Origin of the sequence: Staphylococcus marylandisciuri (assembly GCF_025519785.1) — a bacterium.
GTDB classification, from domain to species: domain Bacteria; phylum Bacillota; class Bacilli; order Staphylococcales; family Staphylococcaceae; genus Staphylococcus; species Staphylococcus marylandisciuri.
Map to the genome: position 1 here is coordinate 39,989 of NZ_JAOPKZ010000018.1, position 17,941 is coordinate 57,929.

Consider the following 17,941-nt stretch of genomic DNA (forward strand, 5'->3'; position numbering starts at 1 on the left):
AGAGAATTTTCTGTCTTAATTCATGCTAAGAAAGGTATTTATACATATGAAAAAATTATTATTATTTTTATTGGTCTCAATCACGTTGATATTCAGTTTAGGCATCGCAAACTCGGCGAAAAACCTTTCTTTTTATCAAACCATCATAAAAGACCATGATCATTTCGTTTATAATGTTCCGGGAAAAGAAAAGAAACATACTCGGGATGCGCCTCAATACTTTAATAAAATTGCCAAAAATCATCATGTTGGTTTAACTAAAGTTACATATTTCAACGATAATCGTATTCTTTTTAATACAAATGAAAAAAGATTACTTAATCAAAGAGATAATCATCATCAGTTACATATATTTGATAGTAAAATGCATATCGATGTTGAAAATATAACAACTACAAAACATCTGTCTGCAGTAGGAATGTATTATATAAAAGGGGATCCTAAAGATAAAGCGACTGTGCTTTCACTCATGAACAAATATGCGGGGGACACGATCAAACAGGGAAATCCTAGCTTGCTATCTTATTTAACTTTAGATCAATATACTTTAGCATTAGTTTTCTTATTAAGTCTGTTAATTGTTATCGTTTATTGTCACTACTTACAACGTAATAAACATAATTATAAAATGCTTTCAGATTTAGGATATGACCTAACTCATCACTTTATGTTTGTAATGCGAGATTTGAAATGGATATTTTTAAGTTATGTTTTACTATCTATTGGAACTACGCTGATCACTTACTTAGCGATTTATAAAGACTTACATATCTTACAATTATTAGCTGTCGTATGTTCCTTTATGGTTTTAACATTGATTGCACTAAGTTGTATTACAATCCTTCTTTTAATGATATATCAAAAAAATTTTTATAAAAATCAAGTCAAACCTAATGTCAACCTAATAATCTATCTTTATATTTTACTTGCCATCGTAATGGGTGTCTTTTTAACGACTTCAACACACCAAGTCATAAAAAATAGTCATGATTTTCAGTCTAAAATTCCTTCACTTAAGGGTTGGAAAAATACGAAAGATGTATATCAACCTAATGTTCAAGACAATGGGGCAGTGTATAACAAGGAAATTGAAATAGCACAGGATAAAAGATTTGATCGTTTATTAAAAAGTAAAGAAAATCCAGGTTTTTTAATAGATACTGAAAATTTTACAAGTGAAGACGGAGAACTTCCATTATATAAAATGAATGAAGAGGAAAATAACAGTATAGAACCCGATGGTAAAACAATAATCGTCGATCCCAATTATCTTAAACGACATCATATGGTTACGCCTCAAAGTGAAGATGTTTTGAGATACATTCAACATGATAAATATACGAGAAATATATTGGTACCTATTAAGTTCAAACGTTATGAACATAAGATTAGAAAGAACTTTACAAAAGATTTTAAATTTAAACGCACGTTATATGATGATATCCGAAAAGATCATACCCCTGCGCATATTAATATTATTTATGTAAAAAACAGTTCAAAGTATCCTACGTATAATAGTGATGCAGGGGGCAAGAACAATAAAATAGAGGCTCCTATTGCGATAGTTGAAACAGGTAATACGCATGTCAGAAACAATGCACATTATATGGATGACTGCTATTTCTTTGAGAGTAAAAAAGATAATCCTTATGATACTTTGAAACCACTATTAAAAAAATATGGTTTACTGGACGATATAATTTCTATTAATTCGGTCTATGACACGAAGGTCGATGATATTAACGATATCAAGAAAAAAATTATTAGGTATGTTCTACTAGCACTTATTACGTTAATTTCATTTATTATTGCTATATTTACAGCTATCCATTTATATTTTGTTAATTGGAAGCATGCAATATTTATTAAATATAATCTAGGATATTCCGTTTGGAATAACCACAAGTATGCATTTCTATTATTAGCATTTGTTAATATACTTTTACTTGGTATGTTTTTACAAAAGTATCCTATAACCAGTTTATTGATCTTTATTAGTTTGCTTATTTTTGAAATGATCGTCATCTCTATAGAATTTTTAATACTCAATCAGAAGAATAACAATGCTATTTTGAAAGGAAAAGAGTAATCATGATCCAATTAAAGAATGTATCTAAATCATTTAAAGATATCTATATTTTGAAAAATATAAACCTTACTATTAAAGAAAAAGCATTTGTTGTAATTAAAGGAAAAAGTGGTCAAGGAAAGTCTACATTGCTAAATATTTTAGGTTTATTAGAAGCACCTACTGAGGGGCAAATAATTTATAAAAATCAATCTATTGCTTCAAAGTCACAAATTAGAAAGTTTAAAAAAGAAGATATTGCCTATATTTATCAAAATTATGGCTTATTAGAAAATAAAACAGTATTAGCAAATCTTATGTTACCATTAAATATTTCTAAAAAAGATATGCCTAAAATTATCGAAATTATTCAATCTGTCGGATTACCGAAAGAGATACTTAAACGAAAAGTTTATACTTGTAGTGGTGGAGAGCAACAACGTATTGCTATTGCAAGAGCGATTCTTAAAAATCCTACCGTTATATTTGCTGATGAACCCACGGGTAATTTGGATAAAAAAAACGCTCATGATGTTATCAATATTTTCCAATATTTAAATAGACAAGGTGTCACAATCATTATGGCTACACACAGTCAAAACTTTTTTGATATAGGTACAGAATTGATTGATTTAGATGTTCAAAATGCATAACCTATACAAACTAACTACCTATAAAACGAATTATGTAATAATATAAAGCTTTAAAAACTATAATTGAGATTTGAATTCCTTCAATAATTCAGAAGAAAAATGGTTCTGTGGCAAAGTTAATTTTGTAGTATAATTTTAACAAAAAGAGGTATTTTCTATGAACTATTTCAGATATAAGCAATTTAACCAAGATATCATAACCGTAGCCGTTGGCTACTACTTAAGATACGCACTGAGTTATCGTGATATATCTGAAATATTAAGAGAACGTGGTGTGAACGTTCATCCCTCCACCGTTTATCGTGGGTTTAAGAATATGCACCTATTTTGTATCAAATTTGGAAGAAAAAGAATAAAAAAGCTTATTATAAGTGGCATATAGACGAAACGTATATCAAAATTAAAGGGCAATGGTGCTACTTATATCGTGCGATTGATGCAGATGGTCATACACTAGATATTTGGTTGCGTAAAAAACGCGATCAGGTTTCAGCTTATGCATTTATTAAGCGACTGATTAAACAATTTAGTAAACCTAAGATGATTATCACTGACAAAGCACCATCAACAAAGGCAGCGATATCTAAAGCAATTAAAGATTTTAACCTCATCAAAGATTGTCATCGTACGTTAAAATATCTCATCAACTTAATTGAACAAGACCATCGTCATATTAAGATAAGAAAAGGGAAATATCAAAATATAAATACAGCTAAAAATACACTTAAAGGTATTGAATGTGTTTATGGATTGTATAAAAAGAACCGCAGGTCTCTTCAGATCTACGGTTTTTCACCATGTCATGAAATAAATTACATGTTGGCGAGTTAATAGCAAAAAATACATCAAAACCATCACTAGTGATTTATTTTTATAACTTTGCAACAGACCCAGAAGAACCCTTAACTAAACTTGTAGACGAATGTCGGCATAGCGTGAGCTATTAAGCCGACCATTCGACAAGTTTTGGGATTGTTAAGGGTTCCGAGGCTCAACGTCAATAAAGTAATTGGAATAAAGCAATATTGTTATTCATTATTCTCTTTTTTGTTGTGTATAAATCTGAATAGTAAAGCCGAAATCGCCATAATAATAATTAGGATAAACATGCTGATATTGATTATAATTTTAAGTTGTTCATCGTTTACGAATATTGAGGTTATTATTATAGTCAAAGAAATAATGACTAATAAAATTGTAAAAAGATTGTATAGTTTATTCATATTTTATTAAACTCCTTTTTATATTGTTTCAATTATAATTATATAATAAATGAAACAATATAAAAAGGAGAGGATTTTCTATGAAAAAATCTGTTTTAAAAGGAGTAATTGCTACGTCTGCAGCTGCATTGCTTTTAGGTTTTACTGGTGAAAGTTATGCTTAGGCAAACGAAGTATCAAATGAACAAAATCAACAAGAAAAACCTGGTGAGTCTCAAATTAATAATGAATCAGCAAACTTAGAAGAAGGTATTAATAGTTATTTAGGATTAATTGAAAAAATGCCAGAAAGTGTTGCTAACCAAGGTATTGATTCTGGAGTTGATTGGTTAAATAAAAATAAAACAGAAGATTATGAAGGATATAAATTTATAGCAAAGAATGGGAACATACAATTAGTTCAAGATAAAAATGGAATTTCTACATATGGGGCAGGAGCTTGTGTCGCTGCTGTTGGTGCAGCTATTGCACAAAATGCTATACCGTGGGCTAAGATATTGAAGGTTAAAAAAGCAGCTAAAGCTGCTGGAGGTATACAAAAGTTAGCTGGAAAAATTAGTACAGCATATAAGTACCAGAGGATTCTTGGGAAATCTAAATCAGCTGCTTTAGGATCTGGTGCGAAAGTTGCTATGAAGGCTTTTCCGGAAACGACTAGAAAAGCAGTTGTTGAATTTTTCTCTTTAGGTGCTGTTGGTTCAGCTTGTTTTGGATGGTAATATCGATTTTTTGAAAATAGAGTTTTTAACTCACTCAGAAATGGGTGGGTTTTTGTTTTTTTAGAAACGAGTGAAAACGAGTTTTTTCTTGTTTTGATACTATATAGGGTTCTGTTGCAAAGTCAGAAAAATATTGTTCGTTATCCTTTTGAAATATTTTTTCTATTAACTGACCAACATCTGACTGATTGCGCGACACGACGAAAATTCCGCAGATCTGAAGAGACCTGCGGTTCTTTTTATATATTTTTGAGTATAATCATGCTAATAAGTATTGATATGTTTCATTTTCAGTTAACAAGTTGAGAAAATGAGGGGGGCTCTTTCCAAACATCAATATAATTATTGAAAATCATTAAAGTCAGGACGCTGTAAAAGTCTCTCATTTGCATTGACAATCCATTTATCAAGATAATTTCCTATCATGTTTAATTCTATAAACAGTCTGTCTTGTGATATTAACCTCTTTCGCAATCTTACTAAGTGCTTGGCCTTCTTCTAACGTTTCGACAACTCGATGATAGATAATACTTTTTTGAGGATTTTTCGCATTTGGTGAATAGATTAAAGGGCTCCCTTATATACACCTTTTTCTTTCGCAACTTTAATACCTTGTGCTTGTCTACGTTTATTTTCATTTCGTTCTTGTTCTGAAACCATTGCTAAAATTTGGATAATTAAGTCTTTCATAAATTTATCTAATAATGGGTTGCCAATCACTTCATTCATCATAGGTAAACTGGTAATCATTAATTGCACGTCTTGATCTGCAGATAAGCGTAATAATAATCACTTAAATTTTATTAAAAATATGTAATTTTTCTTATACGAGGTTGATATATATCATCTAACTCATTATAATTAAATTAAATATTTTATAAAAAGCGGCAAATTGGTTAATATTTAACAAAATATTGTGCTTTAGCAATTAATTGTTATGCATAACCAGTGTTGGGAGTGTGAGTCTTTTTATAATCATAAAGGAGGTTGAATATATGGTTAAAACGTATTTTTTAAAAATACTTGAACTTATTCCGAGAATGATTGTAAACATTTTTATCTAACAGAGTACGTTTAAAATTAAACAAAGAGGTGTTGAATATGAAGCAAAGGAAAGAAAAGTTTAGCATACGCAAATTAGCTGTTGGCGCTTCTTCAGTTGTCGTTGCTTCACTCTTATTCTTTGGAGGTTCAGCGTACGCTGCTCAAGAAGATCAATCACAAGGGAATCATTCAGCAGGGGAGACTTCACAATCAAACGGGGAACAACAACATGCTTCTGATGAGGCAACTCAATCAGAAACATCTCAATCTACCGAACCTAATGATAATGAGCAAGGTAGTGAGGATTCTAAACAACCTCAATCTAATAGCTTACATACGCCTACTAATGAAGAAATGAGTCAAGATACTGATGACTCAAGTCAGTCTAAGCCTTCTAATAATGCGACTGAAAGAGAGAATCAAAATACTCAAAATTCAGAAGCAAATGACTCACAAGAGAATACTTCTTCCTCAAATGACACTTCTAAATCAACTCAGCAAAACCGTAACACTTCAGACTCACCTTCCACTAATGATAATGAAAATAAAGAAATTTCATCAAGCGCAGATGAAGATGGTAAAGATAAACCATCAACTTCCGAACAACAAACGACTAATGATACTGAATCTTTAGCACATAATCATGAAAATAATAATACACCAGTTAACAATGATGTTGATCAGAAAGAACATGTTCAAACTTCGTCAGATAGAACATCAGGAGATGAAGGCAACGATGGATCTTCTGAAGTGAATACAAATGATAAACCATCTACAAAAGATCAAGATGTTAATTCAAACGATAAACAATCTACAGAAGGTCAAGATGCAAAGTCTGATAATAATTCTAAAGGCGACGACCCATATATTGATCCCGAGTTTAACCGCAGTCCATATGACAAAAATCAAACTCAAAGTAAGAATAATAAAGCGTCCCGTGAGAACAAGACAGGAGAAGATTCTTCTAGAGATGAGGCACAAAAGGACAATACTCTAACACAGGATGCTTCAGATGAAGTGCCTACTCGTGAAGTAGATAACAAATCAGAGAATAATAATGTTGAAGCTAAAAAAGAAAGTAACAGTCAACCTTCTGATGTGGATCCAGAGTTCTCGGTTGTAAACTCTAAGGATTTGAGAAAAGCTAAAACATCAGATGATAAAGATGAAGACCGCGATAAACAAAAAGGTTTAAAAACACTTAAGAACAACAGTGAAGCTACGACAACGAACAAAGAAGAACAAGCTCGTGATGCAAGTAAAGTAGAGAAACAACTAAATAAAAAAGCCGATCAGCAACATTACAAAAACAAAGAACCGATCGTGTTAGTTTCTGGCTTCAATGGTTTTACAGATGATATCAAACCAGAGGTACTCACTCACTATTGGGGTGGAGATAAAGCAAATATCACTCAAGATTTAGAACAGAATGGTTACAAAACTTTTGAAGCAAGTATAAGTGCTTTCGGTAGTAACTATGATCGAGCTGTTGAACTTTATTACTACCTTAAAGGTGGCACAGTAGATTATGGAGCTGCACATGCGGCGCGCACTGGTCATGCTCGTTACGGTAAAACTTATGAAGGTGTATACAAAGATTGGAAACCAGGTAAGAAAGTGCATCTCGTTGGACATAGTATGGGTGGCCAAACTGTTCGCCAATTAGAAGAGCTATTAAGAAATGGAAGCCAAGAAGAAATTGATTATCAAAAGAAACACGGAGGCGAGATATCTCCGCTTTATACAGGTAAGAATGATAATATGGTTTCTTCAATAACTACTATTGCTACACCGCATAACGGGACGCATGCTTCTGATTTGCTCGGTAATGAAGCGCTCGTACGTCAAATAGCTTACGACTACGCTAAATTCCAAGGTAATAAAGACTCAAGCGTAGATCTTGGTTTAGGTCAGTGGGGGCTTAAACAGAAGAAAAATGAAAGCTTAGTTCAATATTTAAAACGCGTGAAAAAGAATGATCAATTATGGAAGTCTAAAGATAACGCGCTATATGATTTATCTCGTGAAGGTGCAGACCGTTTAAATCAACACACTTCTGTGAACCCAAATATCTATTATAAAACGTATACAGGAGAAGCTACTCACAAATCTTTAACTGGACGTTACAAGTCAGATTTAAATATGTTTATTCCTATGACGATTACAGGTAACGTGATTGGTAAAGCTAAAGAAGAAGAATGGAGATTAAATGACGGTCTCGTTTCTACAATTTCAGCTTTACATCCATTTAATCAAGCTCATGAAAAAGCGACTAAGAAGAATAAAAAAGGTGTATGGCAAGTTACACCTATCAAACATGGTTGGGATCATGCTGACTTTGTTGGACAAGACTATGCAGATACTAACCGCACTTCTTCAGAATTACTTGATTTCTATCATCAAATAGCTGAAGACTTAGTGCGTACAGAAGAATAAGGGGTGAAAAATATGTCAGGAACAGTAATCCAACTCATTAGTTCTTTCTTTAGAATACTTAAGGAATTATTCCGTTAATTAGACTTAGTACGATGCTTTAAGAAGCAAGGTCATTTTAAGTTAGTGTAAAGGCTTAAAATGAACCTTGCTTTTTTTGGTGGAAATTCCCCTTAGCTTTCTCTCTTATGTATGAAAGATACAAAATAGTTAACTCAGTATCGGAATTTTAAAAAAACAAGTTGCAAAATTTTATAAAATATAAAAAAGGTTGCTTTTATGTAAAAGTACGATAGTATGAATATAGTTAGTAACTTTACAATTATTAATTTTACCTGAATAGAAATACAGTATGATAAAAATTTAGGAGTGATAAACATGTAAAATTATAGAATTATTAGCTTTGTAGCAATCGATAATGTATCTGATAAGAAATAGGAAGTATTGTATCTTTACTAACTATAGTTAGTTCTGAGGTAACTAGTAGAGTAGATTTAGCAGTTGAACCAGTTTCAGTGTTTAAGAATTGTGAATAAAACTACTAACTATTAAAAAGAGAAAAGGCCTTTGCTGACATGTATGAGTCAAACAGAATAAGAAATAAATTCATTATCAATGATTTTTTCTTTATTACGATTATGAGAATAATTTAATTATTACAATGGCTATACTATAAGAAGTTAATAAACCTCTATCTAAATTGGAACAAATATATCTGGCGATCAGAAACAGAGTTTAACTAGCGCGTGGTCTTTAATAAAAATTCCAAAGTATAATTTTAGATGAAACTGCAAGTGTTTCAGAATATTAAGATGAAGTTGGAATAGATAAATCTCTAAAAAAATAAAAGCTATGAAGATTAAAACATCACATAATTTTTACAATCTAAATAATGATTACCACTATATTAATGTGTGAAAGAGATGTTGTTTTAGTATGTAAATGTGAAGATATAAAGAATGGAAAAATTGAAAATATATTGGAGATGAATAATATAATGAAAAAGGTTTTTGCAATAATTTTAGGAATAGTTACACTTATTACAGCTTGGAGTACGATAAAAATGATTTTAGCTTTAGCACATACAGATCAAAATATATATATGAGTTTGGCTCCATTGCCTATTAATTTATCTAATCCTAATACAACAGTTATTTTAGTCTCTGCAATTATTTATGCTGTTGTAACAATAACTCTTGCTGGTTTAACAATTAAATTAAGTAAGTCTAAATAAATAGGAGGATGAGCTACGAGCATTAACTAGTTGAAAATCTAGATAAAAATATACTGTAAGAAAATATATTATTCTTTATATAGGATTGATTTATATTCAGGCCTTTTCAGGGAGCTTATTATTATTGTAGCCAATTGTATATTTCTACCCAGTACACTTTTACAATCAGAAAAATTTTGAATTTTGAAACAGAAACGTTAAACAACTTGTATAGCGAATGGGAAAAGCTCCGACCTGAAGATTTTGGGTGGTGTAAGGGTTTGTTGAGTATATATTATGTATATGCGTCAATAAAACAAAAGTTAAGTGGTATAAATGAACCTCTTTTTTTCAGTAAGATATTTAGTACATTGGAAAATTTTGATTACAATATAGAACCGTGTCTATGTCATGGTTATATAGGTATTAATGATATGTTAATTCAAATAAAAAACTTAAAACCCAACTTAAAATTAACTAGTATTAATAAGAAATTAAACAATGAAGTTGAATTTCATGGAGATTGGTGGAAAATGCAAGCAGGAACTTATAATAGAATGCATGGGCTAATGACTGGTGATGTTGGTATTGAATATCACCTGTTAAGGTTATATAACGAAAAAACCCCAGACATATTATTACTTTCTGATATAAAAATATAGGAGGTTACTACATGTGCGTAATTCAAACGAAAAACTTAACAAAAGAATTTAAGGGGTTTAAAGCAGTTGATAATTTGAATTTAACAATTCCAAATGGGGAAATTAGTGGGTTTCTAGGGCCTAACGGTTCTGGGAAAACTACAACAATTAGGATGCTATTAGGTCTTGCTGAAAAAACTTCAGGTGATATTAAATTATTTAATAAGTCATTAAAAACACATAAAAGCGAGATATTGAGCAATGTGGGAGCATTAGTAGATTCCCCATCATTTTACGAGCATTTAAGCGGATTCGAAAACTTAAAAATAATGCAATTAGTACATAATTGTGATGACACTAAAATTCAAGAAGTTCTTTCAATAGTAGAGTTAACTGAGGCAGCGAATAAAAAAGTAAAAGATTATTCTTTAGGTATGAAACAACGATTAGGAATTGCTATAGCTTTGATGAATGATCCTAAACTATTAATTTTAGATGAACCAACCAATGGGTTAGATCCTAATGGAATAAAAAAGATGAGAGAATTATTAATAATGCTATCGCAAAGAAAAAGAATTAGTATAGTTGTTTCTAGTCATAACCTATTTGAAATTGAAAATATGTGTAATTACGTATGTCTTATCAATAAAGGAACCCTCCTTTATCAAGGAGAATTAAAAAGTTTATTAAATAAATACGCACAACATAATGTTTTCTTTAATACTAGTGATAATACTACTGCTAAAAATATTTTAAAAGATTATAATACTAATATTCGAGGAGACAAGCTTAACGTTAATACTCAGTTGTCAGAAATACCAAAAATAAATAAAATTTTAGTAACAAATAATATGGATGTCTTTGAAATCACACACGAAAAAACTTCTTTAGAAGATATATTTTTAAAACTTACAGAAAAGAAAGAGCCTAAGAAAAATGTTTAAGTTATTTAAAGCTGAATATTACAAATTGCCGAAGTCGTCCGTTTTTACGTTAATAATACTTTCTGTAATTATTGCTGAAATTATAGCAACTGGACTCTTTTTTTATAACATAAAATTTTCAAATACAACACCTACGGTAAATATATATTTAATTTATTGTATATCTTGGTTTACACCAGTGTTTTACTTACTTTTTGGTGTGCTAACATCGTATATTCTCTCTACAGAGTATGAGAATAATATGTGGTCAGTGTTATTAGTTAGTGATCAAAATAAAGTCAGAGTAGTATTTAACAAGTATATAGTTGCCCTTATACTATCCATTGTTATAATAATTGTTTTCGCGATAGTCCATATGATCTTCAGCATGCTTATTGTAGGTCATTTGCCAAATTTAATATCCTACCTTTATATTTTAGTTAGTTTTTTAATTGGTAGTTTAGCTATGCAATCTATACAATTTTTCCTAGGATTAGCAATACCTAATAGAGTATATATTATTGGAGTTAGTCTCGTCATATCGATCCTTTATATTCTTGTTCAATCTTATTGGATACCCTTTAAAATACCCGAACATTTAATAAATTCAAAGAATATTCTGAATACAAATAGAATAACTATGTTCGATGTTGGTTTTATAATATATTCAATATATAGTTTATTGGTTTTTTTATTTATAAACGCGCTGACATGCTTATATACAAAAAGAAAGGACTTTTAAATTATGTGGTATTTAAAAAATCAATGCATTAAAACTAAGAGAACATCGATAAAGGCTATTGTATTTTTGACTCCTATTTTATTTGTAACATTTTTTACTGTTCTTTCTTATTTGGGTAAACAAATGAATTTTGAAATTTTCCGTGTTTCTAGTTTGCAACTTTTCTTTCAAATAGGATTTACTTTTGCCATGACGTTAACTATTGGTCTTCTTTTTCGAATAGAAAGAAAGAATAAGGCTTTTCAAAACACAGTAATATATTTTAGTAGTTTGAAAAAATATTATATTACAAATTTCATTTTCTTTGTATTGTTAGGGTTTTTAATGATAACGATCGGTTATTTACTCCTGACGTTTTACTATGGGATGATTACATATGATACGTCTTTTCTAACTTTAAGTTATATTTATGTTTATATAGTATCACTTATTATGAGTTTACCTATTATAAGCTTTCTTTACTTTTTGAATACTATATTTAACAGCTTTTTATCTCCTGCTCTAATTAGTTTTATGCTTATTATTGGTAATTTTTTCGTGGGTGTTATGGGCACATATTTAAGTTATATGTATTTTTACTCTTACCTAATTTTTTCATTATACAATGGTTATAACAATATATTCTTATTTATAGGCTCGATAGTTTATACTTGTGTGTGTTTATATCTAGGATTTTTAAAATTTAAAAACAATATAGCTAATGGTTCTTTATAATTTACTATTTAATTAATACGTAAGTTCTGGTGTTATATGGCATAAATTTTACTTTTTAAATTGCGCAAAGCAGATAGACAGCGAAAGAGAGGTCTACCTGCTTTATTTTTATAAAGTTCTCTAATTGTTTTATAGATAGAATTGCTATTTAAATGTTTATTTTCGCCTTTCCTTAAAAATATATTTCGCGAGGCCTAATTTAGTTAATTATACATCTTTAAGAAGGCTGTTATTAATTTATTTTCTGTATTTGTACTCTATTCTTAGTTCCTTTGACTTTGAATAATAATCTGCAAAAACTATACATCAATACTTTCAGAAGTATATAAATAAGTAACTAATCCGTTTCGGTTTATAACTTTTTTTGGTGAAAATTAACTTTACGTTAAGCTTGCATTTAGTTAGCAAAATATAGTAAGATAAAATTTGCCGTGCTAGGTGGGGAGGTAGCGGTTCCCTGTACTTGAAATCCGCTTACGCAAGACTTAATCCCTTCGTCGAGGGTGTATCTTTGTAAAGTCTGCCCAAAATACGTAGTGTTTGAAGATTTCGGTCCTATGCAATACGAACCCATGAATCATGTCAGGTCCTGACGGAAGCAGCATTAAGTGGATCCTCGTATGTGCCGTAGGGTAGCCGAGATTTAGCTAACGACTTTGGTAACGTTTATGAGTTACACTCGACACGAAGGTGCACGGTTTTTATATTTTTACCAATGCTGATATATAAGTGAAATATGAGAATAGATGATATGTTAAGAGTGAGCTGCTTTTGGAAATGATAGCAGTCACTCTTTTTTTATTATAGAATAAAGGCAAACGTATTGCACAAAGGTGATGATGTGAGAAGTAGTTGCGGACGGTGTAATTAACCTACTATTCACCCTTTCTGTATTAGATGGAGAGATTTTATGCCAGATCATTGGAGGGCTTCATGCAAATATATTTGAGTACTATTACTGAAAACGATTATGAAGAGAGTTTAGAAACGATTGAGCGTTCATTTGAAAGCGTAGAATATGGCAACCACGAAGAGCACAAACTGGTTGCTCAACTGAGGCGTCTTCCAGAATATCATTATGAGTTAGAGGTGGTTGCTAAAGACCATAAAGGTTCTATTATCGGCCATGTGATGCTATCAGAAGTTAAGATTGACAATGAGGATGACAGTTATATCGCACTTTTGCTTGCACCGCTATCTGTAATACCTGAATATCAACATCAAGGTATAGGAAAGGCGTTAGTACAAGCTGTTGAGGAGCGAGCGAAGACGCTAGATTACACCACTATAGTCGTATTAGGAGATCCAAATTATTATAACTCACTAGGTTACGAAACAGCAGCAAATCACGGCATTACGGTGCCTTTTAAGATAGCTCCGCAAGACTTTATGGTGAAGTTCTTATGGGAACATCTAGAAATCTATCCAAAGGGAGAAGTCGTATTTCCGGTCTCTTTTAATTAAAATAGTAAAGCAGTAAAATAGAAAGGTAGATTTAAATATGAGTGGAGGTGCCAAATGGATTATCAAGCGCTTTACAGAATGTTTAGACCGCAGAGTTTCGATGACGTGGTAGGACAAAGTCATGTGACCAAAACGCTGCGAAATGCTATTTCTAAAGGTAAACAATCTCATGCCTACATATTTAGTGGACCAAGAGGAACAGGAAAGACGAGTATTGCAAAAGTGTTTGCTAAAGCCATTAATTGCGAGAATAGTACAGATGGCGAACCATGTAATGAATGTGCGATTTGTAAAGGGATTACGCGTGGCACTAATTCAGACGTTATTGAAATCGATGCGGCGAGTAATAATGGCGTCGATGAAATCCGTAATATTCGCGACAAGGTCAAATATGCACCGAGTGAGTCCAAGTACAAAGTGTATATCATCGATGAGGTTCACATGTTAACCACAGGTGCGTTCAATGCTTTGTTAAAGACATTGGAGGAACCACCAGCGCATGCAGTCTTTATTCTTGCGACAACAGAACCTCATAAGATACCTCCTACTATTATTTCGCGAGCCCAACGTTTCGATTTCAAAGCGATAAGTCACGATCAAATCGTTGATCGCTTACGTTATGTGGCCGACTCTCAAGATATTGATTATGAGGACAATGCTTTAGACTTTATAGCCAAAGCTTCTGAAGGTGGTATGCGTGACGCGTTAAGTATCATGGATCAAGCGATTGCGTTTGGAGACGAACACTTAACCTTGCAAGACGCTTTAGATGTTACGGGGAGCGTAGACGAAGCAGCGATCAACCAGCTCTTTGAACACGTGGCAAATAGTGACGTCCGAGCTGCTTTTGAGACATATCATCACTTTGTTGCTGAGGGTAAAGAAGTGAATCGTCTCATTAATGATATGATTTATTTCGTGCGTGATACCATTATGACGAAGACTTCAGAAACCCAATTTGCACATGAAGCGTTAGTTGATTTTGACTTAGATACATTGTATAAAATGATTGACGTTATTAACGATACGCTGGTATCGATTCGTTTTAGTGTGAATCAAAATGTTCACTTTGAAGTCTTACTAGTGAAAATAGCTGAAATGATTAAAGATCAGCCACAAGCGGTGCAAAATGTGGCCACAACGAGTGTGGCGACGGAACCCAATAATGAAGTGCTTCTGCAGCGTATGGAACAACTTGAGAACGAGCTTCAAACACTTAAATCACAAGGTGTAACGAACGACGTCAAGCCTGCACAACCTCAACGTTCAAGATCTAGTAAAAGAAGCGGTTCAAACAAACCTTTCTCTACACAAAATATTTATAAAGTGTTAGATAACGCGAATAAAGAAGACATCAAATTATTAAAAGACAACTGGCAAAAAGTCATCAGTCATGCTCGTAATAATAATCAGAAAGCGCTCGTTAGCTTGCTTCAAAATTCTACACCAGTAGCAGCCAGTGAACAACAAGTCTTGGTTCAATTCGACGAAGTAATTCATTGTGAAATTGTTAATAATGACGAGGAGAAACGGTCGAGTATTGAAGATGTGGTATGCAATATTATTGAGAAGAAAGTGCGCGTAGTTGGCGTGCCTTCGAATCAGTGGATGCAAGTTCGTTCAGATTACATTCGGAACCGTAAAAACGGTTCAGGCAAAGAGGCTGCAGTTGTGAGTGAGGAAGAAGAGATTACGCCTGATGCAGACCAAACTGAAGTCGATGTAGCTCAAAAAGCGAAGGATCTATTCGGTGAAGATACGGTGCGTGTTATTGAAGATGAAGAGTAATTGCTGAGGAATGATAGTAGTCTGAGTTAATGGTGCTATCAATCTGAGCCATCTCATATGTGGGATGATGGTATTGCTGTAGATTGCCGAACTTCATTTTCTTAAAAGCGCTGAAAATGACAAGTGCTTGGAGAAAACCGAAACATGACAAGCATTATTTAGGCATGTATAATGAAACAAAAGCATAATTATAGAAGACAAATAATTAAGGAGGATATATGCTATGCGCGGTGGCGGAAATATGCAACAAATGATGAAACAAATGCAGAAAATGCAAAAGAAAATGGGACAAGAACAAGAAAAACTAAAAGAAGAACGCGTTGAGGGTACAGCTGGTGGTGGCATGGTCACAGTGACTGTATCTGGTCATAAGGAAGTTATAGACGTTCAGATCAAGGAAGAAGCAGTTGATCCAGATGATATTGAAATGTTACAAGACCTCGTTCTTGCAGCTACTAATGAAGCTATGAATAAAGCCGATGAATTAACTCAAGAACGTTTAGGTAAACATACTAAAGGTTTAAACATTCCAGGAATGTGATATCATGCATTATCCAGAACCGATTTCGAAACTCATTGATAGTTTCATGAAATTGCCAGGCATTGGACCTAAGACGGCTCAACGTCTGGCCTTTCATGTATTAGATATGAAAGAAGATGATGTCGTTCAGTTTGCTAAAGCTCTAGTTGACGTGAAACGTGAGTTAACCTATTGCAGTGAGTGTGGTCATATCACAGAAGAGGATCCTTGCTACATTTGTAAGGATAAACATCGCGATCGCTCTATCATATGCGTGGTTGAAGATGATAAAGATGTTATAGCTATGGAGAAAATGAGAGAGTACGATGGCTTGTATCACGTCTTGCACGGTTCAATTTCGCCGATGGATGGTATAGGTCCTGAAGACATTAACATCCCTGGGCTAGTGGAACGCCTTAAGGATGAAGGGGTTAAGGAAATTATCTTAGCTATGAATCCAAACTTAGAAGGCGAATCTACCTCCATGTATATCTCTCGATTAGTGAAACCTTTAGGAATAAAGGTAACTCGACTCGCTCAAGGACTTTCGGTGGGTGGCGATCTAGAATATGCAGATGAAGTTACTTTATCGAAGGCTATTTCGGGTAGAACAGAAATGTAATATTTAAAGTGGAAGTGACGCAAGTTAGTGCTTGGCGTCGCTTTTTTTAAAGAGGTTTAGCTTTATGATGTAAGTAATGAGAGAAGGCGAGATTGAGTCAAAAAGTTTCTGTATTCTGGACTACCGATTAACGTCGTCCCACAAGCAGGATTCTCGACAGAAACTTCTCATGATTCGGGAGCGGGTCAGAAATCTAATTTGAATAAAAAGATTTCGTACTCCCGCCCCGGCAAGGATGACTAGAATTGAAAAAAGCTTGATACAAGCGCATTTTCAAATCAGTCATCTACTGCCGAGATGTTGAAGAGGCTGGGGTTTATGTTCCAGTTTCTCTGTGTTGGGGCCCGCCCCAACTTGCTGTGCTTGTGGAAACTGGAGTCCCAGTTTCTTTGTGTTGGGGCCCTACCCCAACTCGCATTGCTGGTGGAAACTGATGAACCAGTTTCTTTGTGTTGGGGCCCCGTGCTCAAATCTTAAATGCGTTTGTACGGACCTCTTTACCTTTACGGTAGAGAATAGAGTGAGTTTATTTACAGAGTAAAAAGATTTTAAAGGATTTAAGAAAAATTAAAGTTTGGAAATTGGAGTGAGCAAGTGGTTTGTCGAGGAGATATTAAGGTAGAATTAATATTATTGACGAACGAGACGAAATACACTTGTTTTATCGTTTGGTTTTTTAGTCGGAGCTACTTGTTTAAAGCTATTGGGGTGTAAATTTTACTGTTGTCTAAGCACTTAAATGTATGTATAGTATTTACTTGTCGGACGAAGTTAATGTTACCTCTGTTAAGACGATACCGCAAACTAATTTAAAATTACTATTGACTTCAAAGTTATATAAGAGTATAATTAACTCTTGTCGGTGAAAGAAATGAACATTGAAAACTAAATGACAATATGTCAACGTTAATTCCAACAAATACAACGTGTTAGTAATAACACAATCAATTTACGAGCTAATCAAACGCTTTTTTTATGGAGAGTTTGATCCTGGCTCAGGATGAACGCTGGCGGCGTGCCTAATACATGCAAGTCGAGCGAACAGATGGGGAGCTTGCTCCCCCGACGTTAGCGGCGGACGGGTGAGTAGCACGTGGGTAACCTACCTATAAGACTGGAATAACTCCGGGAAACCGGGGCTAATGCCGGATAACATGTGGGACCGCATGGTCCT

13 protein-coding genes, 1 rRNA gene, 1 other RNA gene and 1 pseudogene are annotated in these 17,941 nt (G+C 33.1%); 15 read left to right on the forward strand and 1 reads right to left on the reverse strand.

The features are described from left to right. Positions 1 to 46 precede the first annotated feature (46 nt). The 4 genes from N9R04_RS10440 (at position 47) to N9R04_RS10455 (ending at position 4,663) form a co-directional block, all read left to right on the forward strand. On the forward strand, positions 47 to 2,089 hold the full coding sequence (locus N9R04_RS10440) for a DUF1430 domain-containing protein (RefSeq protein ID WP_306439868.1): 2,043 nt from the start codon (positions 47 to 49) through the stop codon (positions 2,087 to 2,089). Positions 2,090 to 2,091: 2 nt separating this feature from the next. Further along, on the forward strand, positions 2,092 to 2,721 hold the full coding sequence (locus N9R04_RS10445; protein ID WP_262856714.1) for an ABC transporter ATP-binding protein: 630 nt from the start codon (positions 2,092 to 2,094) through the stop codon (positions 2,719 to 2,721). 157 nt (positions 2,722 to 2,878) lie between these two features. Then, positions 2,879 to 3,552, forward strand: a protein-coding gene (locus N9R04_RS10450) for an IS6 family transposase (RefSeq protein WP_373316352.1) whose coding sequence is annotated in 2 segments (ribosomal slippage) — positions 2,879 to 3,032 and positions 3,032 to 3,552 — 675 coding nt in all. Because the reading frame shifts where the segments join, the coding sequence is not laid out codon by codon here. Between the two features lie 673 nt (positions 3,553 to 4,225). Next, positions 4,226 to 4,663, forward strand: a complete 438-nt coding sequence (locus N9R04_RS10455) for a hypothetical protein (protein WP_262856715.1) — start codon at positions 4,226 to 4,228, stop codon at positions 4,661 to 4,663. Between the two features lie 406 nt (positions 4,664 to 5,069). Here N9R04_RS10455 and N9R04_RS10460 read toward each other — a convergent pair. Continuing rightward, positions 5,070 to 5,431 (reverse strand): annotated as a pseudogene (locus tag N9R04_RS10460) (helix-turn-helix domain-containing protein); the annotation flags it as partial. Between the two features lie 333 nt (positions 5,432 to 5,764). Here N9R04_RS10460 and lip point away from each other — a divergent pair. The 11 genes from lip to N9R04_RS10510 all read left to right on the forward strand — a co-directional run. After that, positions 5,765 to 8,143, forward strand: coding sequence for a YSIRK-targeted triacylglycerol lipase (lip, locus tag N9R04_RS10465; RefSeq protein WP_262856716.1), 2,379 nt, complete (start codon positions 5,765 to 5,767; stop codon positions 8,141 to 8,143). A 907-nt stretch (positions 8,144 to 9,050) separates the two neighbouring features. Continuing rightward, complete coding sequence (locus N9R04_RS10470) at positions 9,051 to 9,374, forward strand: hypothetical protein (RefSeq protein WP_262856717.1); 324 nt, start codon at positions 9,051 to 9,053, stop codon at positions 9,372 to 9,374. Between the two features lie 134 nt (positions 9,375 to 9,508). Continuing rightward, positions 9,509 to 10,015, forward strand: coding sequence for a lanthionine synthetase LanC family protein (locus N9R04_RS10475; RefSeq protein ID WP_262856718.1), 507 nt, complete (start codon positions 9,509 to 9,511; stop codon positions 10,013 to 10,015). Positions 10,016 to 10,026: 11 nt separating this feature from the next. Further along, positions 10,027 to 10,938: an ABC transporter ATP-binding protein gene (locus N9R04_RS10480; protein WP_262856719.1), complete on the forward strand. Its 912-nt coding sequence runs from the start codon at positions 10,027 to 10,029 to the stop codon at positions 10,936 to 10,938. Further along, positions 10,931 to 11,659, forward strand: a complete 729-nt coding sequence (locus N9R04_RS11515) for an ABC transporter permease (RefSeq protein ID WP_373316353.1) — start codon at positions 10,931 to 10,933, stop codon at positions 11,657 to 11,659. Before N9R04_RS10480 ends, N9R04_RS11515 begins: the two co-directional genes overlap by 8 nt. 1,143 nt (positions 11,660 to 12,802) lie before the next feature. Next, an RNA gene (gene ffs, locus N9R04_RS10485) (signal recognition particle sRNA large type) lies at positions 12,803 to 13,071 on the forward strand. 235 nt (positions 13,072 to 13,306) lie between these two features. Further along, on the forward strand, positions 13,307 to 13,837 hold the full coding sequence (locus N9R04_RS10490; protein WP_262856720.1) for a GNAT family N-acetyltransferase: 531 nt from the start codon (positions 13,307 to 13,309) through the stop codon (positions 13,835 to 13,837). Positions 13,838 to 13,891: 54 nt separating this feature from the next. After that, positions 13,892 to 15,625 carry a DNA polymerase III subunit gamma/tau gene (gene dnaX, locus N9R04_RS10495; RefSeq protein WP_262856721.1) on the forward strand — a complete coding sequence of 578 codons (1,734 nt, stop codon included), beginning with the start codon at positions 13,892 to 13,894 and terminating at the stop codon, positions 15,623 to 15,625. A 223-nt stretch (positions 15,626 to 15,848) separates the two neighbouring features. Further along, positions 15,849 to 16,166 (forward strand): YbaB/EbfC family nucleoid-associated protein, encoded by a 318-nt coding sequence (locus tag N9R04_RS10500; RefSeq protein ID WP_262856722.1) that lies wholly within the window; start codon positions 15,849 to 15,851, stop codon positions 16,164 to 16,166. Between the two features lie 4 nt (positions 16,167 to 16,170). Then, positions 16,171 to 16,767 carry a recombination mediator RecR gene (gene recR, locus N9R04_RS10505; RefSeq protein ID WP_262856723.1) on the forward strand — a complete coding sequence of 199 codons (597 nt, stop codon included), beginning with the start codon at positions 16,171 to 16,173 and terminating at the stop codon, positions 16,765 to 16,767. Between the two features lie 972 nt (positions 16,768 to 17,739). Next, positions 17,740 to 17,941: ribosomal RNA gene (locus tag N9R04_RS10510) — 16S ribosomal RNA — on the forward strand; the annotation flags it as partial.